The following is a 21,671-nucleotide window of genomic DNA, read 5'->3' on the forward strand; positions in this document are numbered from 1 at the left end:
TCCCGTCCCTTACTCTTTTAGAAGTCTGATTCGGTAACAATTGACAGCCGTCTCCCCAAGTTGTTCCAACAAATGATGGTTGGCATATGCACCGACAGCTGCCCCAAACCCTGGGACTAGCTGGAACATTTTAATGACATCGATGTGATCGCGATATTCCTGTTGAAATTCTTGCCAGTCTATTTCCGGCCATTTCCCTGAATCCCATTCTTCTATTACCCGTAATGTTTCCAGTTTTTTTCCCTCGCTCGAAAATGCCATCTGAAAGATATGGAGTATGAACAGACGTTCCTCATATTTATTTGGATCAAAACCATATATACGGGATATTTCGAATAATAACTTCATCTTGATGCTAAGCAGTAATGGGAAATCAGCCAATCCAATTAAAAGCCCTGCCGCTCCGGTTCCCACACCTTCTATAACGGCTGTTTTCCGATAGGCCGTTACAGTTTCCGCAACCCATTCTTCTTTTTGCTGCAAGGATAGAAGCGCTACATTTTTTTCTTTAGACATATATTTTGAACCTGATAATACGGCCTCAATCATCCCTTTAATACTATCAGTAATCATTTTGTGCACTCGTTCTGGAATATAACTATTCATTTTGATTTGCGCCTTTTTGGACATCCGCTCAAGCCTGCCGGATTTCTTGGCTACTTTCTTTTTCCATGATACTAATTCCGATAATGCATTTTGTCCATATTCATCCATCAATTAACACCTCCATTAAATATGTATATACCCCCTACGAGGCTTTTAGTTTCAATTTTCATTTCTTAAAAGAAAAAGCTGATTTTATGAAAAATCAGCTTCTGATTAAAAGTTTTTAATTTTCTTTGTTGCATAATTTTTAAAACCGAATAAGAATACAAGTCCCATTGCCAGTGCGGCTAAGGCGGACATCCATTCCCCTTTCACTAGCAGGACCAAGCAGAAGACCAGGTCCTCAAATAATAGGAAAAAGGAAATCAGCTTTATGACTGCAGATTCTCTCATTTTTGCTGGCAATGGATAAAGTGAGACCCACACTTTCCACTCATGAGCCTTCCAAACCGGTAGCAATTGCAGGGCTGTCATAAACAGGAACATAAAAGTTACAATTAAATGTGCCCATATGTTAGTGAATACACTTAAAATAACGGAGCCAATGATAGTTAAACGAAAACAAAGTCCCACATAATCATTGGATCGCAACAAGGTACGGGCGTAAAGATAGGTATACGTTGATTTTTCACCATATGGAATGAATGATAAAAGCCAGTCCATCCATTTCCTTCTTGCTACCTTCCCTTTCAAATGGGGAACATCAGTAAACATGTTCGCTATTCGATAAAAAGAATTCATCCGCTTATTTTCCAGTTCCACCAGCCGCTCCCACTTCAACACAAAATCTTTAGTTGCGCTCCAGTAATACATGTAAAGCCCTAACAATAATAAAATGGTTATAAGTGCAAACAGTATATTTGCCCTTGAACAGATGAAATAGAGCATCACTCCATTAAGTAAAAAGCGGATTAAGGCGTCCCACTTGCTCACTGATGTATCTTGATATTTCAATACTTGCCAACGCATAGTTAAATTCAAAAACTTCAAAATAAGCAATACAACCAGGATGATTCCAAAGTCTGTTCCTCCTGCACCCGTAACCTTCGTATACATTGGAATAAATGCAATTAGGACAACCAGAAGGATAAAGCCCTGCATGACCCAACTTAATACCAGAGAATTCTTGAAATAGCTTTTCAACTTCGTTTCAAGCGGAAGTAAGAATACCGTATCAGGTTCTTTCAAAAAAGTATTTATCGGGCTTCTGGTTACAATCATCGATAAAACAAAGGCCATGATCATTTCAGCCGGGAAATCACTTTTTAACGTCTTCACCCAATCGCTGTAATAATAAGCTAAACCACCAAGAACCAATACCATGACAAAAACCAGATGGCCGTTAAAAATGTAACGAAGATATTTTTGCGTTTCATTTATATAGCCTAAATATCTTTCCTTCCAGAGATTTTGACTATTCATGACCGATTTCTTCTTTCGTCAATTGAACATATAAATCGTCAAGAGTTGCCCCCGGCATGGAAAATTGTTCACGAAGCTGTTCAAGATTGCCTTTTGCCCGAATCTCCCCATTATGCAGGATGATGAAAGAATCACAATACCGCTCGGCTGTAGCCAGTATGTGTGTTGACATTAAAATTCCCGCTCCGCTCTCTTTCATTTTCCTCATCAAATCAAGCAGGGATTGAATGCCTAATGGATCAAGACCTACGAAGGGTTCGTCGACGATATATAAAGACGGCTGTACTAAAAAGGCGCACATTATCATGACCTTTTGCTTCATTCCTTTTGAAAAATGCGCCGGAAACCATTTAAGTCTTTTCTCCATATGAAATTCCTTTAACAGAACGTCCATCCTTTCTTTATATGTGGATTCCTCCAAACCATGCGCCATGGCCGTCAGCTTTAAATGCTCCTCAAGTGTAAGCTCATCATACAAGATTGGAGTTTCTGGTACATAAGTGAATTGCTTACGATATGTATCCGGGTCCTGGGCAAGTGTTTTGCCATGAATCGAAACACTTCCGCCTTTCGGCTCCATGAGTCCGATGATATGTTTAATCGTCGTACTTTTCCCAGCCCCGTTGAGCCCGATTAACCCTACTAACTCATTTGGTTGAATGTCAAAGCTAATTCCCTTTAGAACGGGCGTTTTCGTGTAACCGCCAACTAATTGCTTGATTTCCAATAAGGACATATAAACGATCCTTTCTATATAGAGGTTCTTATTTCCATTTTATCAAATTATCCTGCTTTTATATAGTCGAGTGTTCCCGGAACAAAATTTCCATAAATAACTAATTATATTTTTCCTGCTTGGTGGTCATCATAAATAAGGAAGAAGGGGTTAGTCATTACGTGTGATTCACATCATATTGTAAATGAGGTGTCAGTTAAAGACGTATTACACTGAAATACCCAAATGTTTTATTACAAATGATTCACATCATATTGTAAATGAGGTGTCAGTTAAAGACGTAAAACTGAATTAAACCAGAAGCTTCATTTAAAAAAATCGTTTCGAGCAAGGAGATGGTTCTCTTGCACGTAAAAGCAGAAAAATCATTCAATAATTATCAATTATGCTTTGTAAGTTGATGAAACTTTAAAGATATAGGAGATGGTTGCTTTGAATGGAAAATCTCTAATCAGATAATAACCGTATTTTACTAAAATGTAGATGAGGTGTTTGTCGCAGAGAATTTATGCTAATGCGAATTTTGAAGCCACCCCCCCCTTTTTCAAACAAGCAGGGTGCAACTTAATGTTGCATCCTGTTTTTATGATTTTTCCTTTTCCCAAGGATTCATGCTATGGTACGATTAACCAAATACATTAACTTCTAAAGGAGCGTTTTTTAATGAGTGATTGCATTTTCTGCAAAATAATCGATGGAGAAATACCAAGTACCAAAGTCTTCGAAAATGAACATGTACTGGCCTTTCTAGATATCAGTCAAGTAACAAAAGGCCATACCCTGGTAATACCTAAAGTACATAAGGAAAATCTATATGAGTTGACACCTGAAATTGCCAAGAATCTTTTTGAGGTGGTACCTGAAATTGCCCGTGCCATGAAACAGGAATTCCAACCTGTAGGCCTGAATCTTTTAAATAATAACGGGGAAGCCGCAGGACAGTCCGTTTTCCATTTTCATATGCATTTAATTCCTCGGCATGGGGAAGGTGACGGCTTTGGGGCTGTTTGGAAAACGAATACACGCGACTATACACCCGATGACCTGAAACAAATCGCTGACTCCATCGCACAGCATATTAAGTGAAATTTACGCTACCTGTAAAGGGTTATTATCCACCTCCTAACTATTGGAATATTACAACTTACGTTCAACGATTTCTCTAAAATAGCTCGGTTATACGTGACAAAAAACACCCTAAATAGGTCCTCACCTTAAAGTGAGGACCTATTTATTTCCTCCTCTTCTATTACTTCCTATTTCATTTTTTTATCTACCTAAAATTCTAAATTTTTCTCCTATTGAAATTAGTTTTCTGGTAGGATATAAATAGATTTAAACACTTTAACACATAGACGTATTAGGAGGAAAAAATTTGAAACGTGCACGCAATTTTAACGCTGGGCCAGCTGCCCTTCCCTTAGAAGTTTTACAAAGAGCCCAAAACGAATGGCTGAATATTGAGGATTCCGGAATGTCCGTCATGGAACTAAGCCATAGAAGTTCGGAATTCGAAAAAATTCATAACCATGCCATTCAATCATTAAAAGACCTTATGGAAATTCCTGAAAATTATGAAGTCCTTCTGCTGCAAGGTGGAGCAAGTCTACAATTTTCCATGATTCCCATGAACATTTTGAATGATGGAAAAAGGGCAGATTATGTCCTTACTGGTTCTTGGTCGGAAAAAGCATTAAAAGAAGCAAAAAAGGTTGGTAAAACGGCAGTAGTAGCTTCATCCAAAGATGAAAAATATACATTCATCCCTAAAGTTGCAGACATCGAATTGAATGATGATGCTGCATATCTTCATATCACAAGCAATAATACGATTTACGGAACACAATGGAAAGAATTCCCGGAAACTGGAAACATTCCTTTAGTAGCTGATATGTCAAGTGATATTCTCAGCAAAAAAATTGATGTTAGTAAATTCGGAATCATATATGCAGGTGCACAAAAGAATTTAGGTCCGTCGGGAATCACAGTCGTTATCATCCGTAAGGATTTAATAACGGATAATGAAAAAATCCCATCCATGATGAACTATTCTATCCATTCGAAAAATGATTCGTTATATAACACTCCTCCGACATTGGCAATTTACTTATTGTCCCTTGTATTGGATTGGGCAAAAGAACAGGGTGGCGTGGAAAAGATTGCTGAAATCAATGAAGAAAAAGCAAAAGTCATTTACGATGCCATCGACGGCAGCAATGGCTTTTATAAAGGCCATGCCCTATCAGACAGCCGTTCATTCATGAATGTAACCTTCACGCTTCCGTCTGAAGAAGCTGAAGTTCAATTCCTTAAAGAAGTGAAGCAAGCCGGATTCGTAGGACTGAACGGTCACCGTTCTATCGGTGGCTGCAGAGCATCCATCTATAATGCTGTCCCTTTATCCCATTGTCAGGAGCTTGCGGATTTCATGAAGAAATTCCAGGAATCGTATAAAGCTAAGGAAGCTCAAACTCTTTAATTCAAACAAATATACCTTCTAAAAAAATAGGTCTTATGATATACTATTTTAAACTTCTTGCAACAGGCAATAGTGCATTGTTGAAGAAAAGATGTTAGTTGAGATGAGAATAGGAGAGATGAGTAAATGAAAACGAAAACCCTTGTGTCACTGTCCCTATTAATCGGGATTGGGGCTGCCCTGCATTTTATCATTCCTGGATTCTTCCTTGGAATGAAACCGGATATGATGCTGTTGATGATGTTTTTGGCGATCACGCTGTTTCCCGCGAAGAAGAATGTATTCATTGTCGCCTTGGCTGCTGGAGCCATCTCTGCCATGACAACTACATTTCCTGGTGGACAGATTCCAAATATCATAGACAAATTGGCAACAGCCTTTCTGTTTTACCTTTTATTCATCAGTCTTAAGAAATTTTCAACGTCCGTTGTCACGGTTAGTGTCTTGACTGCCGTAGGAACAATAATTTCCGGTGCTGTCTTCCTTGGTTCGGCTTATTATATCGTTTCCCTTCCAGGGCCTTTCGTTGCACTTTTCGGCGCTGTTGTGCTTCCTGCCGTACTGCTAAATACAGTTGCGATGGTCATCATTTATCCAATTGTGAACGGCATCGTAAGAAAATCTAATATACCCATTAATGCTTAAGCAGCAGGATCATCATATTTAAAAAAGCACCGGAATGCCCGGTGCTTTTTTTTCCACTCTTATGAATCTGGAGTCTAATCAGAATCATCCTCCAAGGATCAATGAATCAATATCCACATAAACCAAATCAAAAGCAGTAACCCTCCGGGAAGACCCATAGCGAAGGCTCTAGCCTGGAGCACCCTCTTAGGCGGATAGATGCCAGGAGTTTTTGCTTTTCGTAGAAAATACCCCATTCCGCACAAGCATATCAGGCCTAATAAAAAAATGATTTTCATTATTAACCCACCAGTGCCATCCATGTTCCGACAGCTTGTTTTTACTATCTATATGCTGTTCTTTCCTTTATATGAAGCATTTTTAATAAAGCTTCAAGTTATTTTTAAATATTATATATTTACTATCTAAGTTTAAAAAAATATTTTTGTGATATAAAGATAAAATGGTCTATACTCTTCCATAGGAATGAAAATTATGGTATTTTGATATCAATAGTATTTCTATCCCTATTTATCATAATTTCCAATTGATGCTTTTTTCAGCAGGGATTTAGACCATGTTAAGCGAAAACAATATTATAAAATGAGGTGATCCTAATGAAAGCAAAATCATTACTACTTGGCTTTTTAACCGGAACGGTCGTAGCGGGTGCAGCAACCTTACTTTCTACTCCAAGTTCAGGTAAAGACTTACGGATCCGCATCAAAACGAATACGGAAGAAATTAAGAATACAATTGATGAGTTAAAGGTGAAAATGCTAAATATTAAAGATGACACGATGGAAGCTACACAAATCAGCAAAGAAACGGTAAAAACCTTCATTTCGGATGTTCAGGTCGTCATCGAGAACTGGAAGCAGGAAATCGAACCCAATAAGAATGAATTATTGAAGAACGTTCAAGAAATTGAAAGTTCTTTAAAAGAATTGGAAAGGGCAATCCCTGCTTCCAAAAATTAATACACACAAGCTCGGTTCTCCATTTTTACCAATAAATCACATGGTTTATTGGAGTGAAATGGAGAATTCAATTAAAAAAAATAAAATTTTCTAAAAATTTCGCAAATATTTTCTTTATTAATTTTTATTTTATTGTCATAATAAATATACAGAATCTTATAAGTAGGTGAGCCCATAATATGCAGAATAAAAATTATTCTATGAAAGAAGCAATGATTTTTAGTCAACGAATTGCACAATTAAGCAAAGCATTATGGAAATCGATTGAAAAAGATTGGCAGCAATGGATTAAGCCCTATGATTTAAATATCAATGAGCACCATATTCTTTGGATTGCCTACCATCTTAATGGCTCTTCCATTTCAGATGTTGCAAAATTTGGGGTCATGCATGTTTCTACGGCATTTAATTTTTCAAAAAAATTAGAAGAACGCGGGTTTTTAACTTTTTCAAAGAAAGAAAATGACAAAAGGAATACGTATATAGAGATCACCCCAGAAGGTGAAAAGCTTCTACTTGATTTAATGGAGACATATGACCCAAGTAAGAACTCTGCTTTCTCAGGTGCACTTCCACTTCGTGAGCTTTATGGGAAGTTTCCGGATATGATTGAAATGATGGCTGTCATACGTAATATATACGGTGAAGATTTCATGCAAATCTTTGAACGATCCTTCGATAACATTGATCAGGAATTTACTGACGTGGAGGGTAAAATCACAAAAAAAAAGATAGAGAAAGAAACTGAACCAGTTTAATCTCACACTCTATCCATTTCCTTCATGAATGATACATATAAACCTTGTGAGAGGCATGCATCAATGCATTCCTTTATGGTTATTCTTGGATTAACCTTTCTTTCAAATTGATTAAAAAGCGGTCGAAAGTTCATGTAACCTTCCGCTTTTTCTATTTCGTAGCGCTTGCTCAAGATATCACATGTTTCTAATAACTCTTCCGCTTCCTTCTTCGTGAAATTTTTTTCCACAAAAAGAAAGTCCAACTTGGCCTCCGGATTACGTATCATGTTTAATAAAAGCCTTTGATGAAAACGGAGTATTTCTATTTCTTCATTTATATTTTTCATACATCATTAATCCCCAATCAATCATTCATTTTATCATAAAAGACTTAAAACCAATCAGATTTTCACGTTCAAAAAAATCAGCCAAATCCATGTCCAAAACCCGGCCTTAAACGTCTTTAATATTCATCCACTCTAAAGTGATTATTATCATAAAACTTAATCCAAAAATTCTATTGCTTTTTCCACCCATTCATCGTAATGTATGTAGGTAAATTCAACGGTCTTTGGAGGGCTGATTCTAAATGAATTCGTGGAAAACAATTGACGTGGCAAAACAATATGGGAATTGCCGTCTGATCATATTTTCAGTTTTTACTATATTGATGTCTTTTGTTCTGATCTATACATTATTAAGTGTCTTTTCATCCCATGTTGTTTTGTATGACGATCAAACAATGGTATTTTTTAGCCTATTGCTCTTATTATATCCTGTTCACAAACTATTACACTATTTACCTTTACGATTTTTATGTAAAAAAGTAAAAACTTCTTGGTCCTTGAAGTGGAAACTTGTGCTTACATGCAGGGTCAATGTGCATTATCCGATTCGAAAGCACCTCTATCTCTTGACCCTTGTGTTACCTTTCTTCATTATGTCTGTCATATTGATTGGTTGTGCCCTTGGCTTTCCACATTACATCCATTATTTCACTATTTTATTATCCCTGCACACTGGATTATGCGTATCGGATTTTATTTATATAAAAAACCTGGTTGGTTCCCCAGGACATTCATTTATCGAAGAACATCTAGAAGGATACGATATACTTATTCAAAAGTGATTCCTTATCTATTCATAAAGATGCCTGATAAGATTTTTAGGTATCTTTTTTCATTATAATTTGGTATCGTATTTATACATGATGTTTTGCAAGGAGGGATTTTAGGTTTTGATCTCGTTCTGGTTTATTATTTTTGMTATTTTGATTCTTTATAATATTAATAGAATGACAAACTCTTTATGCATTCAAAAAGAAATTGCTGAAGACCGGCAGCCTAAAGTATTCAGGATCATTAATGTTTTAATTACTATTATGTTATTATCCTCCTATATTGAAATTTTGTATACGTAGAGATAAGCAACAAATGATGGCCATCATTTGTTACATACATTGGTGATACCCGGCGCATTATCCACATAAAGAAAAAGGGCGAAGCGGTCTGCTTCGCCTTTTGTTTATGAGTTTATAACCAAGAAGCTCCAATGATGATTAACAGGATGAAAAGAACGACAATTAGAGCAAAGCCTCCACCTATTCCTCCAGACATTGATCTTCCTCCCTTCCATTCTTAAGTAATAGCATTTTCATGCACACTCTTATATCCGCCAAAAGGAATCCATTCCTTTCATAGCTTGATAATCAATTCAATCTTTTTTGTAGCGGCTACCCTATCCTATTCAACTCCACGGCAAAAGGAGTGGGCTCTTTCCATTATTAATATTGCGAACTATTAGCAAAAGGATGCTCCTACAATTATTAATAAAATGAATAACACCACTAACAAAGCGAAACCTCCGTTAAATCCATTACTCATTATGCTACCTCCTTTTGGATGTCCTCGATTTATCATATGTAATGGTTCTTTATCTGGGTAGGCGTTCACCCATTTTCCAAAAATTCTTATTCAAACACCAATATATTATTTTTTGTAAACTAACCAGAATATGTTATAGTTAATTTTGTGGAAATACGAAGAATAGCAAACCAGAAACTTAAAACTAGGAGTTGTTTTTATGAAGAAATGGGCATTATCGATTGCTGTTACTGCAGGGCTGATCGGACTTACAGCATGCAACAGCGACAAGGAAGCAGTCGTGGAAACTAAAGCGGGAGATATATCTAAAGAAGAACTTTACAATGTAATGAAAGACCGTTATGGTGATGCCGTCCTTCAAGAACTTATTTATGAAAAAGTTCTTTCCGAGAAATATACAGTAACGGATAAGGAAGTAAAAGCTAAAACGGACGAGCTTAAAAAACAAATGGGTGAAAATTTCCAAACTGCCCTGGCCTCTTCCGGATATAAGAGCGAAGATGATCTTAAACGTGCACTTAAAATCGGCATGCTTCAAGAAAAAGCAGCCGTTGCTGATATTAAAGTAAAAGAAGCTGACGTAAAAAAAGCTTATGAAGACTATAAACCACAAATCAAAGCGAGACATATTCTTGTAAAAGACAAAAAAACTGCTGACGAAGTTGAAGCTAAATTGGCCAAAGGCGAAGACTTCGCTAAACTTGCAAAAGAATATTCAACAGACACAGGCACAGCTGAAAAAGGCGGGGAGCTAGGCTGGTTCGGTCAAGGTGAAATGGTTCCTGCATTTGAAGAACAAGCTTACAAAATGAAGAAAAATGAAATCAGCAAACCGATTAAATCCGATTATGGCTACCACATCATCCAACTTCTTGATACAAAAGAAAAGAAACCATATAAAGATATGAAAAAAGATCTTGAGTATAAGTTGAAAGTCGCTCAAATTGACCAAGCTAAAGTTCAAGATATTTTGAATTCAGAAGTCAAAAAAGCTGACGTGAAGATTAAAGATAAAGATCTAAAAGATGCCATCACTTCTGGTGACGCAACTAAAGCTGAAAAATAATTGGATAGTAAAAAGCGACAGGCCAATGGCCTGTCGCTTTTTTTCTCATCATTCAAGCTATGCTCCCTGATTTATATCCTTTTTACGCCTTTCACGCTCTTCTTCCATACGTTCAATGTACTTCTGACCTTCCTTCTCAATCCATGCATCATCTATGAGGCGTTCCTGCCTAGCGGTCCAAATTGACATGACTGCACTGACGATTATTCCAATAAACACGAACCAGATCCAAATTGGCATGTCCATTCCCTCCCAAAAAATCTACTATACATTTAATAGAGGATATGCGTGAACAAAAAAAATATGCTTCTTTCTCCATCGAGAAAGAAGCATATTCATTAAAATGTTGGTTTATAGAATGAACGATTATCGAGCGCAAAGACTCTTTCCGTAAATTCACCCGGTTTCACTTTTTCCAAGGCGCGGTCCATCATATTTATCTTGGCATCCATATTATCAATATAATGTAACACTTCCGCTTCCCTCACCATTGGCGGTTTGGGGCTCCCCCATTCCGCTTTACCATGATGGCTTAATATCAAGTGCTTTAGAATCATGATTTCTTCTGCTTCAATGCCTAATTCCTCTGCAGCTTTACCGACTTCATTTACCATGATGGTGATATGCCCCAACAAGTTCCCTTCGACAGTATAAACAGTCGACACAGGCCCAGATAGCTCATGTACCTTTCCAAGATCATGCAGGATGACTCCTGCATACAAAAGATCCCTGTTGAGCGAGGGATATAGTGTTGAAATGGCCTTAGCCAGCCCTAACATCGATACCACGTGATAGGCAAGTCCCGACATATACTCATGATGGTTCTTGGTGGCAGCAGGAAACGTCAGGAATTCATTCTGGTATTTTTTAATGAGGTGCCTAGTCACCCTTTGGATATTCGGATTCCTCATTTCAAAAATGAATTGAGTGATGGTTTCCATCATTTCTTCTTGACTTAAAGGCGCCGTTTGAATTAAATCGGCTTTCGTGACGCCATCGGCATCTGATGTAAGTCTAATATTACGGATTTTCAATTGGCTGCGTCCCCGATAATTCTGGACTTCCCCCTGGACTTTCACCGTAGCTTCCGCACTGTATGTTTTCTCATCAGCCTCGGAAACATCCCATAGCTTTGCTTCGATTTCCCCGGTTTTATCACACAAAATCAATGTTAAAAACGGCTTTCCATTACTTGCAACCGCTTTTGTACTCGTTTTAATATACATATATATATCTACTACTTCACCAATTCCGTAGTGTATGATCCCATTTCCCATGCGACTGCCCCCGTTCAATTAAATATCAACATTATAACATATCAATCTAGTTAGTGCGTTTAGTTTTCGTTAATAAGTGACAGACAATTGAAAGGAAAAGACTAAGCTTCCGTCACTTTCACCCCACAGGAAAACCAGGCTTGAAATCAAGCCTGGTTTTCCATTCAGATCTATTTCAACAGTTCTTGTTCGGACAATACGCACACTTATCCTGGCCCTCAATTCGGAAATATAAACAGCATGTCACCCGTTTATAAGGATTCATGGACTCCGGAACATTTTTTTCCCCAATGAATCTTTTAAAAGGTGAACGTGTTTCAATATTCAGCCATGTTTCATCTTCAAGCAGCCTTTCAATGTCCCTTCCAACCCGCGTCTTTATATCTGTCTGCTTCAGTAACTCGCTATACATCCAGACCGTGTAGCTCCAAATATTTTCCCAAAGTACAAGTCTCGATATTTTAGTAGTTCCGGAAAATGTGCGAATGGCATCCGCTCCAAAGCTGCTTAATATGGAATGTAGGGCAGAAGAGCTTTCCTTTTCCGGAACATTGCTCCACCTGTTAATTTTCAGCAAAAAATCTGGAAGCCAATGTTCATCTTCTGGATCATCCAAAACGCCAATGTCCTGAAGTGTGCCTTCCCAGATAAGCCGATGTTTGCTGAACATGTAAAATTGTGCCGTGACAAAAAAAGCATAACGTCTGAACCACATTGAAATTGCTATTCTTGACGTTTCCGCCCCAGACCGGACTTGTGCATACTCAATCAGCTCATCAACATGATTGAAAGTCTTGGAAACCTTGGCATCATCTCGAAACGATATACGATATCCTTGCAGCTCTTTTTCAATAGGTGGTGAGAGGTTATGCATTGGCCAGCGCTTTCACCTGACTTCGAGCGTAACGGCCTTTACCAAACGGGATGCACATGGGACTGCCGAAAATTGGATCAAAAGAAATTTGACACTCCATGCCGAATACATGCTGCACCAAGTCAGGCGTGATGATATCCTCTGGCCGACCTTGAGCATGTATCGCTCCGTCTTTAAGTGCCACCAGGTTATCCGCATAACGGCAAGCTAAATTCAAATCATGAAGCACCATCACGATCGTTCTGTTCTCAAACTCATTCAACTCGAACAATAAGTCCAAAATCTCGATTTGGTGGGTCATATCAAGATATGTAGTCGGTTCATCCAACAAAATGATGTCCGTATCCTGAGCCAGAGTCATTGCTATCCATGCGCGTTGCTTCTGACCTCCCGATAATTCATCGACTGCACGATCTTTCAATTCAGTCAGGTTCGTTGCTTCAATTGCCTTTTGAACTTTTTCTTCATCCATGGAGCTCCACTGTTTTAACCAACTTTGATAAGGATATCTTCCTTGTTTAACAAGTTGATAGACTGTGAGTCCTTCAGGAGCAACAGGCGACTGCGGAAGGATCGCCATCTTTCTTGCTACATCCTTCGATGACATGGTTGAAATCGCTTTGCCTTCAAGTAAAACTGAGCCGGATTGAGGTTTTAACAAGCGGGCAACCGACCTTAGCAGTGTTGATTTTCCACATCCATTAGCACCGATGAACACGGTGATCTCCCCATCGGGTAATTTTATATTCATATCATTTATAATTAATTTATCACCATAACCGAGCGATAGAGACTGTGTGTTAATAGCTGGTCGCATTAAAATACTCCCCTTTTAGTCTAATAATACTAGTTTAATGAAAATGATTCTCACTGTCAATCTTAAAAAAGAATATATCCAAAATCTCGTGTCCCATTCCTCTCAAATGAATCATAAAGTGTCACTCAATTAAAGATATAGCTTTCTTTGGAAACATTAATGTAAAAAAATCCAGTCCATTACCCTATCATTACCACTTGCCTTTAGCTTCCGCACAAACGATTCATTAGTACATGTTCCCCCTTTAGGGCAATCACCTGTTTGAACTTTCAAACTCCATTTAGATAAAAAAAACCCTCCATTTGGAGAGCTTTTTAACCGACCAGCAGGCGGTTAGTACAATGTGCCAGGGATTCATCTCTAATGAAGGTAAATAAAGCCTGATCGATAAAAGGGACTAATCCTTCTGCGATGTTCCAGGCATTGACCTCTATTTGATAAAGGATTTCTGATTTTCCTGTATTGTATAGCTCCTCACTCAGCAAAGCAAGGTCGGGGTCTAACGCGTGGCCCATCTCATGTGTGAGAATCACCCATGTATATTCCTCGAGCCTCTGAAGCGAGCCTAGGGAGCGTTCACACTGAATTTCGATATCTCTCCTATACAAAGTGATCGTATGCCCTTCGGCAGAATATTTTCCCCCAACACATCGTCTATCAGGAAACTCCTTTTCGATGATTAACTCTAGGGAAGAATCATGGTGGCCTATAAACTCATTCATATTCAATGACTTCACTCTCTTTTTTATAGTTTAAATCCCATTATATTTTTGGGATGATCAAATCATTCCTATTTTGGCGCAATACGGGACTGGATAGATGAATTACTTGATTTTCAGTAAAGTGTTCCACTACATGTCGATGACACGTAAAAAAGAAAATTTGCCGCTTTTCCGATACCTTTTTCAATAACTCAAGCGTCCGTTTTGTCCTTTCCTCATCAAAATTGACGAAACTATCATCAATGATGAGAGGGAATGAATCATTTTCAAAAGTATGATCAGCAAGTGCGAGCCTTAGGGAAACATATATTTGCTCTGCTGTCCCGCGGCTGACCTCTTCAACCCTGAAACTCAAGCCATCACTTCGCTGTACCCAAATTCCTTCTCCCGACTGGTCAAGGATGATTTTTCGATAGCTTCCATTCGTTAAAAAGGCAAAATGCCGCTCTGCATCAGCGATGACCTTCGGAAGGCGTTCCCTTTTATATCGGTCCAAGGTTTTATTCAATAAGCTTTTGGCTATTGCCAATTTCGCCCATTCCTTTGCTTCTTCGTTAAACGCAGCCCTGTCTTCATAAAAACGATGAAGTAGGTCATCATGAATCCCTGAAGCTTCAAGCTGTTTTATCCTATGCTTCGCATCCGACTGTTTCTCTAATAAAAGTGATTTCACCTTTACAGAATCCTTCCGTTTCCGTTCCAAGTTTTCAAATGTATATGTGGTGATCCCCTGTTTTAGGTAAGTTTGGATTTGATCAGGCAGCATTCTCGATTGTCCAATTTGAATGGTAATCAAATCAAGTTGTTTTTGGAAAGTGATTTTCTTTTCGGACAAGGCGGCGTCATGTCTGAACTCTTCCTCACCCTTTACATTCGCTAACTCAAAAAGCTGTTCCATTTCCGCATCGAGATAGTCTTTTTCCATCGTCAACTGCTCGATTTCGTTCGCCAAACGACTCCGTTCCTGCATCCATTGAGTTAATTGAACGGAGAATTCAACCGTTTTATTCATTTCCCGTTTCAAAAGGCTAATCGCTTCCCGCCATGTGGCAGGTTCGAAATCAAGGCTGTATGCAAAATGAAATAAAGCCTTCGCTTTACCTTCAAACTCTGTATGTAGAAATTGGAACCGCTTGATTGTTTCATATTTTCTGTCAACGGCTTCCTTCCATTTCTCAAGCAGTTCAAATACAGATTCAAGATTGTATTCCATTCCGGGATAAGACATGCCCCAACCGCTTAGAATGCCTCTCACCTCTTTTTCCAATCGGTCCCTGCCAGCTTCCCAAGCGGTATATTCCTGAATCGTCGATTCAAACGCTTCCTCTCTTTCTTCATACTTGAACCTTTCACTTTCAAGCCGCCTTTGGAGACGTCGGTCCAGTTCAAGCAACTGTCCTATCGACTCCCCTTCACTCACTCGATTAGTTTCACTTCCAATTGCAGCCCTTTTCCTTTTCATCACATCCAATTGCCGGATATACCCTGACAATATATCATCACCTTTGAAGAGGGACCTGGAAACCGCAAACAGAACAGCCATGGCTAAAAGTATAATCCCCAACAAAATCTGTTCACTGAAATAACTTCCAATCGCACCTAAACAAAGAAGTACTATTAAACTGCCATTCATGATAAGTGAACGTTTACGGTTATGCGCTTCCTTCTTTCTCTGTAAAGCCAATTGCTTTTCAAGCTCGAGTATTTGTTCATCAAGAATAAGGGATTGTGCTGCTTCAAATTCGGTGTTATTCTGCTTGTTGTATAAGGACTCCAGCTCGATTCTTTTTTCATCTGGCAGTAACTGGGCCTTTATCTCCTTCAAGCGGGATTCTGTAGCTTCCAGACTTCCCTTTTGCTGTCCATATTTCTCATCAAGCTGTTTTTTATCATTTTGAAGTTGATGCTTTTCCCTCTCCGTCCTTTTGACCTTTTCCTTCATAAAACTACTGATATCAAGTTTTCTTATTTCATCATCAGAAACATCCAAGAATAATTGCTGTTTCACCTTTTCGATATTCTTTTCTTCCATCAGCCTATCATGTTCCGCTCTTCTTATATCCAGCTCAAGCTTCTCCAGCAATGTTCCTTGATCGATAGCATGCTCAATCTGATCTTTATGTTCCTTGATGAAAGGATTGATTTCGATTTCCGTAAGATTCCCTTCAAGTTTGGCCATCTTATCCGTCAATGCGGCCAGTTGGGCTTTCATGGGCATTCCAACTGCCTGAAACTGTTCAAGTCTTTTTAAACCATCGACAGGAAAACTTACATCCTTGATTTTACTTATTTCGGTTTCAAGGTCCTCCTGTTCTTCAACCAAGGGCTTAATTCGCAGAAAAGTACTCACGTTAACAAGATTTTCTTCAATCTCTTGAATATCTATCGTGACTTTAGAGAGCTCCTCCTTAAGTTTTGCTTCTTCCTGAAGTAATGCCGTATATGACTGCTGTTCTTCTTCTGATGCTTTTACCTTTTTCTGCAATTCCTTAAGTTCTTTCAACCTCACATTCAGTAAAGGCTTTTGGCCTGATGGCTTGAACCTTAAATCAAGCTCCTTTTGCAATTTCGTTTCGGCTTCAAGAAGTTTATCATTCCCAATAAGCCCAGCTGAAAGCAGATATTTACTCATGGTCCCTTCACTTAGTGTATGTAATCCCTGCAGACCTTGAAGGTCGAAAGAAAAAATGGCTTGGTAATAGTTTTTATCAACGCCATGGAGAATTTCATTCAATTCTTCCTCGCCGCCAACCCTTCCATCTTCGAAGGTCAATTTCACATCACCAGTAGCTTTTCCCTTCACACGCTCAATGACGATTTCCCCATCATTTTTTGTTATGAGACTGAGCCTTCCCCCATATTTGGCATGCATTTTGGGCTCGTAACGCGGTTCGTTTTGAACCTTTGTCGGAAAACCAAACAGCATACTATGAATGAAGGACATGATCGTTGACTTGCCCGATTCATTTTCCCCAAAGAAAACCTGCAGCTGTCCCAATTCAGGAAAACGCTGATTTTCCAGTTTGCCGTAACCATAAACATGGAGGTCTTTAATAATCAAATCCGTTCCTCCTCCCTACATTCATTTATTCGCTTCAAAAACTTGCAAAAGCCATCTTTCCGCTTCATCCAAAAGCTCCCTCTGCTCTTCCGGCTCTATTGAATCAAGAAACCTTCTTGCACCCGGATGAATATAAAGCGGGGCCAGAGCAGCATCCGTATCATCAAATTCAGATGCAAGCATCGATACCTCAGCCATAAAGGGCGATATTCTTTCATTTGACCTAATCATCGGCATGGACTGGATGACTTTGATTTTATACACCCAGATAAACGATTCGCCTTGCTCCTCATCCTGCAAAATCTGGTTTAATTCCTCAAGATATTCCCCGGAAGGGCCTGCTGCGTCACCTGCATCCAGCTTCAATTCCAAAAGAAAGCTTCTCCCATCGAAACCCTTCTGTTCAACTACTTCCTTGCATTGTTTGAGCAGGGCATCAAATCCACCTTCCGCGGATATTTCAATTGTTTCGCTTTCCCATATCACCTCAGAGGTCTCAATAAAGGAACGGCGCTTCGTGTCTCCGTCAAATTCGACGAGAAGGCACCCTTTAACGCCAGATTCCTTTCGATTCCTGCCTTGAATATTCCCTGGGTAAATCACCAGCGGATCTTCTGATACTACCTGATGTTTATGAATATGGCCTAATGCCCAGTAATCGAAATCTTTAGCAGCTAGTTCCTTCAATGAAAAAGGGGCGTATGGGCTATGTTCGGAATTGCCTTCCAAATTCCCATGAAGCAGACCTATATGATAATCGGCCCCTTCAGCTTTTATGTAGGTTTCAATCATTCTCTCCCTTACGTGACGGCGTGGATAACTGAATCCATAAAGGTGGACAGTCGTCCCATCGATTTTTTCAAACCGTTTCACTTCCGTTTTCCCTGAAAATACGTGGACATTATCCGGCAGCTCCACAGTAGTCCATGAGCCGCTGAGATGATCATGGTTACCATGAATGATATAAGCAGGGATCTGATGCTGCTGGAGTTTTTCCATTTCAGCTCGAAATCGGACCTGTGTCCGGAGACTCCGATTTTCCCCATCAAATAGATCCCCCGATAACACGATAAAGTCAACCTGATGGGAAATTGCTTCATTAATGATAGTTTTAAAAGCTTTAAACGGACTGTCCCTTAATTCCTTTAATATAGATGTCGGCATATCCTTCAACCCTGAAAAGGGACTATCCAAATGGAGATCTGCCGCATGAATGAACTTCACACCGCTCAAAGTTATCACCTCGATTTCTTTAAACATTTCACATTTAATTTTAACACGTACAGAACATACTTTCCCATACATTATTATTTTAATCCGGCATTTGGTACCTGGTTATTCCAGTATGGGCAAATTCATTAGGAAAAAGACCAAATGGCGTGAACATTGTTTCATGCACGGCATTCGGTCTTTTCTTTATTTAAAAATATCCATACTTAAATATCGTTCACCATTATCCGGTGCAATGCATAATACTCGTTTGCCACTTCCAAGACGACGGGCTTCCTGCAGGGCAGTCCAAACAGAAGCACCTCCTGAAGGTCCAATCAATATACCTTCCTTTGAAGCCAAATCCTTCATGGTGGAAATCGCATCTTCATCTGCCGCTTGAACGATTTCATCAAATACCTCTGTATTTAAAATATTGGGGATAAAACCAGGGCTCGTACCCACTAACTTATGAGGACCAGGCTTTCCGCCGGAAAGAACTGGGGAACCCTTAGGCTCGACAACGACAACCTTTAACTCCGGCAGATGCTCTTTTAAGGCTTCACCTGTACCGGTTATCGTTCCTCCCGTTCCAGCAGTAGCGACAAACACATCCAGGTTTCCATCCATCTGATCCAAAATCTCGACTGCTGTCGTCACTCTGTGAATATCAGGATTGGCTTGGTTTTCGAATTGCTGCGGAATAAAGCTATTAGGAATCTCTGCGGCAAGTTCCTCAGCTTTACGAATGGCTCCAGGCATCCTCTCTGATGCAGGGGTGAGGACAACTTCCGCTCCATATGCCTTTAAGATATTGATTCTTTCTTTCGACATATTATCCGGCATGACCATAATGGCACGATACCCCTTTGCAGCGGCATTCATAGCAAGTCCAATTCCTGTATTCCCTGATGTTGGTTCAATGATCGTGGCCCCGGATTGAATGATACCATCCAATTCAGCCTGCCTAATTAAGTTGAAGGCAGCCCGATCTTTTACGCTGCGGCTCGGATTGAAATATTCAAGTTTCACAAATACTTCAGCGTCACCCTCCGCTGTTAAATGATTAATCCTTACAACAGGTGTATCTCCTATCAATTCAGTGATATTATTAACGATTTTTACCGTCATTCAAAAAATCCCCCTTCGATCCATACACTTCCTACCTTTTACTCAGGTTTATTATATCATTTATGATTTTTCATTTTAAGGAGAGAATTCCTCTAGTATAAATAGGTTTTGTTTTCATTCTTTCCAAACTTAAAGGAAGAAACCATTAAATTAGTTCGATATAGTTATTTCCCATCATTCTCCAAGATATTTTGCTACTTATCAATATTCCCTGTCTTAATACATTCCCCACATAACAATAGTCAAAATTGACAGATAATGATAAGATTTTTATAACAGTACCTATCTTTAGAAAATAGACAGAATTATATTTGAAAAGGGAGTTTTTGAAAATGAGCAAAATATACAAATTAACCGTTTTTGAACCATCAGGGGAAAAACTATTGGATGAATCATTTACAGCCGAGGATGATGAACAAGCAAAAGAATTGGGACAAAATCTATTGAATGAAAAAAACTATCAAGATCATACACATCGCTGTACATCACCTTCAGGCGCGCTATTGCTGTTTCATCGCTAATTGAAACTGGAAGCGCCATCATTTAGTGCGTGATCCAGTTTTCCACATCCTCCTTTTAAACTATATAGAGAAAGGCCGTCACTTTAGGCACTTATTTTAAGTGCTCAGACTGTAGACAAACTTGAGCTGACCCAATAAAGTTAGACAAATAGTTTAAGCAGGTTCTAAAACCTGAGTTCGGTATTCTATCGGACTCAGGTCTTTTAATTTTACCTTCATTCGTTTGTGGTTATAGTAATGAATATAATCATCTAATTTCTTTTCAAAGTGCTCCATGCTTTCAAACTCTTGGAGATAAAGCCATTCTGATTTTAACAAGCCAAAGAAGTTTTCCATGACTGCGTTATCTAAACAATTTCCCTTACGGGACATGCTTTGTATAATGTGGGAATCTTTTAACGTTTTTTGATACTTCTTCATTTGATAATGCCACCCTTGATCAGATTGGAGGATGACTGTATCTTCTGGTTTTAGGTGTTTAATCGCCTCATCTAACATATCTCCAACAAGTTTATAAACGTGCCTTTTCAAACTAATATCTCTTTTTAAAAATGTGATTAAGCTTACTTTAAATAAAAAAATCCGACCAATTGAGGTCGGATTTTTCAGACTGTAGACAAACTCGATGAAAATCGAGTTTGTCTATTTTTTATGAGTTGTACAATTTGGCCGTTGATTGGAACGTAGGGCACTCGCTTTCCGCGGGCGGTCGGGGAGCCTCCTCGGCTTTCGCCTTTGGTGTCTCCCCTAGACGCGCTTTTCCCGCAGGAGTCTCGAACACCCGCTCCAATCAACTTTGTCTTATCTTTTAGGTAAACACTTTTGCCCTGAGTCGCTTTTGTTTTAAAATGGAAGTATTAAAACTTGAGGTGATGAGGATGCTTTCTAAACATGATTCTATTCAGCGAGATCAACTTGAAATGATTACGTTAGATCAACTGGTGCCACCGAACCATTTGGTTCGTAAACTGGAGGCTGCCATTGACTTCACTTCATTTATGACTTGGTGAAAGAGATGTATTCAGCGGTAGGGCGCCCAAGTATTGATCCAGTTATTTTAGTTAAACTGAAATTCATTCAATATACCTTCGGAATTAGTTCCATGCGTAAAACGATTGAAGAAGTTGAAACCAATATGGCTTACCGTTGGTTCTTAGGCTATGGTTTCCATGATAAAGTACCTCCTACTCCACGTTCGGGAAAAATTATGAGCGACGCTTTAAAGATACAGACCTGTTTGAACAGATTTTCTATCGCATTTTAATGACAGCTGCTAATAAAAAGTTAATAAGTGCTGAACACGTTTTYGTGGATTCCACACATGTGAAAGCCAGTGCGAATAAACGGAAATTTGAAAAGAAAATCGTTCGTAAAGAAACACGAGCGTATCAAGGGCGTCTTCAAGAAGAAATCAATCAAGATCGTGAAAACCATGGAAAGAAGCCTTTTCCATCAGATAAATTTGATAAAGAAGAGACCAAAGAGATTAAAGAAAGTACAACGGATTCTGAGAGTGGCTACTA

At 38.9% G+C, this 21,671-nt stretch carries 24 protein-coding genes and 2 pseudogenes; 10 read left to right on the plus strand and 16 right to left on the minus strand.

Translation table 11 applies throughout. From position 1 onward, the window contains the following. Positions 1-9 precede the first annotated feature (9 nt). From AC1DVK_RS20970 to AC1DVK_RS20980, 3 genes are all read right to left on the minus strand, one after another. Entirely contained in the window at positions 10-714 is a 705-nt protein-coding gene (locus AC1DVK_RS20970; protein WP_317778476.1) for an EcsC family protein, read from the minus strand. 105 nt (positions 715-819) lie between these two features. Further along, positions 820-2,028, minus strand: coding sequence for an ABC transporter permease (locus AC1DVK_RS20975; RefSeq protein ID WP_477627298.1), 1,209 nt, complete (start codon positions 2,026-2,028; stop codon positions 820-822). Further along, on the minus strand, positions 2,021-2,764 hold the full coding sequence (locus tag AC1DVK_RS20980) for an ABC transporter ATP-binding protein (RefSeq protein WP_061462026.1): 744 nt from the start codon (positions 2,762-2,764) through the stop codon (positions 2,021-2,023). The genes AC1DVK_RS20975 and AC1DVK_RS20980 overlap by 8 nt, the downstream gene beginning before the upstream one ends. 663 nt (positions 2,765-3,427) lie before the next feature. Between AC1DVK_RS20980 and AC1DVK_RS20985 the strand changes: the two genes are divergently transcribed. From AC1DVK_RS20985 to AC1DVK_RS20995, 3 genes are all read left to right on the plus strand, one after another. Continuing rightward, the gene (locus AC1DVK_RS20985; RefSeq protein ID WP_089364647.1) at positions 3,428-3,850 is read left to right on the plus strand and encodes an HIT family protein; all 423 of its coding nucleotides are present in this window, start codon (positions 3,428-3,430) and stop codon (positions 3,848-3,850) included. Between the two features lie 289 nt (positions 3,851-4,139). Then, complete coding sequence (serC, locus tag AC1DVK_RS20990) at positions 4,140-5,243, plus strand: 3-phosphoserine/phosphohydroxythreonine transaminase (RefSeq protein ID WP_089364648.1); 1,104 nt, start codon at positions 4,140-4,142, stop codon at positions 5,241-5,243. 126 nt (positions 5,244-5,369) lie between these two features. Continuing rightward, positions 5,370-5,888: a tryptophan transporter gene (locus AC1DVK_RS20995; protein WP_061462023.1), complete on the plus strand. Its 519-nt coding sequence runs from the start codon at positions 5,370-5,372 to the stop codon at positions 5,886-5,888. A gap of 98 nt (positions 5,889-5,986) precedes the next feature. Here AC1DVK_RS20995 and yhzF read toward each other — a convergent pair whose 3' ends face one another. Further along, complete coding sequence (gene yhzF / locus AC1DVK_RS21000; protein WP_475722836.1) at positions 5,987-6,190, minus strand: membrane protein YhzF; 204 nt, start codon at positions 6,188-6,190, stop codon at positions 5,987-5,989. Positions 6,191-6,484: 294 nt separating this feature from the next. On the opposite strand from yhzF, the gene AC1DVK_RS21005 reads away from it, so the two are divergent. Both AC1DVK_RS21005 and AC1DVK_RS21010 read left to right on the plus strand, forming a co-directional pair. Beyond that, a complete protein-coding gene (locus AC1DVK_RS21005; protein ID WP_477627299.1) occupies positions 6,485-6,847 on the plus strand; it encodes a YtxH domain-containing protein in 363 nt (120 codons plus the stop codon). 179 nt (positions 6,848-7,026) lie between these two features. Further along, positions 7,027-7,605, plus strand: a complete 579-nt coding sequence (locus AC1DVK_RS21010) for an HTH-type transcriptional regulator Hpr (RefSeq protein WP_061462020.1) — start codon at positions 7,027-7,029, stop codon at positions 7,603-7,605. 2 nt (positions 7,606-7,607) lie between these two features. On the opposite strand, the gene AC1DVK_RS21015 is transcribed toward AC1DVK_RS21010, so the two are convergent. Continuing rightward, the gene (locus AC1DVK_RS21015) at positions 7,608-7,934 is read right to left on the minus strand and encodes a DUF1878 family protein (protein ID WP_061462019.1); all 327 of its coding nucleotides are present in this window, start codon (positions 7,932-7,934) and stop codon (positions 7,608-7,610) included. A gap of 395 nt (positions 7,935-8,329) precedes the next feature. Here AC1DVK_RS21015 and AC1DVK_RS21020 point away from each other — a divergent pair, with 395 nt between their 5' ends. Together AC1DVK_RS21020 and AC1DVK_RS21025 are read left to right on the plus strand one after the other, a co-directional pair. Continuing rightward, positions 8,330-8,716, plus strand: coding sequence for a DUF3267 domain-containing protein (locus AC1DVK_RS21020; RefSeq protein WP_477627305.1), 387 nt, complete (start codon positions 8,330-8,332; stop codon positions 8,714-8,716). 108 nt (positions 8,717-8,824) lie between these two features. Further along, the gene (locus tag AC1DVK_RS21025; protein ID WP_477627300.1) at positions 8,825-9,007 is read left to right on the plus strand and encodes a hypothetical protein; all 183 of its coding nucleotides are present in this window, start codon (positions 8,825-8,827) and stop codon (positions 9,005-9,007) included. Positions 9,008-9,119: 112 nt separating this feature from the next. On the opposite strand, the gene AC1DVK_RS21030 is transcribed toward AC1DVK_RS21025, so the two are convergent. Together AC1DVK_RS21030 and AC1DVK_RS21035 are read right to left on the minus strand one after the other, a co-directional pair. Then, a complete protein-coding gene (locus AC1DVK_RS21030) occupies positions 9,120-9,203 on the minus strand; it encodes a YjcZ family sporulation protein (protein ID WP_061462016.1) in 84 nt (27 codons plus the stop codon). A 183-nt stretch (positions 9,204-9,386) separates the two neighbouring features. Then, complete coding sequence (locus AC1DVK_RS21035) at positions 9,387-9,470, minus strand: YjcZ family sporulation protein (RefSeq protein WP_061462015.1); 84 nt, start codon at positions 9,468-9,470, stop codon at positions 9,387-9,389. Positions 9,471-9,669: 199 nt separating this feature from the next. On the opposite strand from AC1DVK_RS21035, the gene AC1DVK_RS21040 reads away from it, so the two are divergent. Beyond that, entirely contained in the window at positions 9,670-10,536 is an 867-nt protein-coding gene (locus tag AC1DVK_RS21040; RefSeq protein WP_089364650.1) for a peptidylprolyl isomerase, read from the plus strand. A gap of 57 nt (positions 10,537-10,593) precedes the next feature. On the opposite strand, the gene AC1DVK_RS21045 is transcribed toward AC1DVK_RS21040, so the two are convergent. The 8 genes from AC1DVK_RS21045 to cysK form a co-directional block, all read right to left on the minus strand. Next, entirely contained in the window at positions 10,594-10,776 is a 183-nt protein-coding gene (locus tag AC1DVK_RS21045; RefSeq protein WP_053344914.1) for a sporulation YhaL family protein, read from the minus strand. Positions 10,777-10,874: 98 nt separating this feature from the next. After that, positions 10,875-11,813: a 3'-5' exoribonuclease YhaM gene (gene yhaM / locus AC1DVK_RS21050; protein WP_061462013.1), complete on the minus strand. Its 939-nt coding sequence runs from the start codon at positions 11,811-11,813 to the stop codon at positions 10,875-10,877. Positions 11,814-11,988: 175 nt separating this feature from the next. Beyond that, the gene (locus tag AC1DVK_RS21055; protein WP_477627301.1) at positions 11,989-12,687 is read right to left on the minus strand and encodes a (2Fe-2S)-binding protein; all 699 of its coding nucleotides are present in this window, start codon (positions 12,685-12,687) and stop codon (positions 11,989-11,991) included. Continuing rightward, the gene (locus AC1DVK_RS21060; RefSeq protein WP_410863614.1) at positions 12,680-13,504 is read right to left on the minus strand and encodes an ABC transporter ATP-binding protein; all 825 of its coding nucleotides are present in this window, start codon (positions 13,502-13,504) and stop codon (positions 12,680-12,682) included. Before AC1DVK_RS21060 ends, AC1DVK_RS21055 begins: the two co-directional genes overlap by 8 nt. 314 nt (positions 13,505-13,818) lie before the next feature. Beyond that, complete coding sequence (locus AC1DVK_RS21065; RefSeq protein ID WP_250211764.1) at positions 13,819-14,226, minus strand: hypothetical protein; 408 nt, start codon at positions 14,224-14,226, stop codon at positions 13,819-13,821. 40 nt (positions 14,227-14,266) lie between these two features. Further along, entirely contained in the window at positions 14,267-17,287 is a 3,021-nt protein-coding gene (locus AC1DVK_RS21070) for an ATP-binding protein (RefSeq protein ID WP_477627302.1), read from the minus strand. Positions 17,288-17,308: 21 nt separating this feature from the next. Beyond that, positions 17,309-18,547: a metallophosphoesterase family protein gene (locus AC1DVK_RS21075; protein WP_477627303.1), complete on the minus strand. Its 1,239-nt coding sequence runs from the start codon at positions 18,545-18,547 to the stop codon at positions 17,309-17,311. A gap of 156 nt (positions 18,548-18,703) precedes the next feature. Next, complete coding sequence (cysK, locus tag AC1DVK_RS21080) at positions 18,704-19,627, minus strand: cysteine synthase A (RefSeq protein WP_089364653.1); 924 nt, start codon at positions 19,625-19,627, stop codon at positions 18,704-18,706. A 332-nt stretch (positions 19,628-19,959) separates the two neighbouring features. Between cysK and AC1DVK_RS21085 the strand changes: the two genes are divergently transcribed. Beyond that, positions 19,960-20,148, plus strand: a complete 189-nt coding sequence (locus AC1DVK_RS21085; RefSeq protein ID WP_089364654.1) for a YhzD family protein — start codon at positions 19,960-19,962, stop codon at positions 20,146-20,148. A 153-nt stretch (positions 20,149-20,301) separates the two neighbouring features. Here AC1DVK_RS21085 and AC1DVK_RS21090 read toward each other — a convergent pair. After that, a pseudogene (locus tag AC1DVK_RS21090) lies at positions 20,302-20,673 on the minus strand (transposase); the annotation flags it as partial. Between the two features lie 353 nt (positions 20,674-21,026). Here AC1DVK_RS21090 and AC1DVK_RS21095 point away from each other — a divergent pair. Next, positions 21,027-21,671, plus strand: a pseudogene (locus tag AC1DVK_RS21095) (transposase); the annotation flags it as partial.

This window comes from Peribacillus sp. P4_B1 (assembly GCF_056402395.1).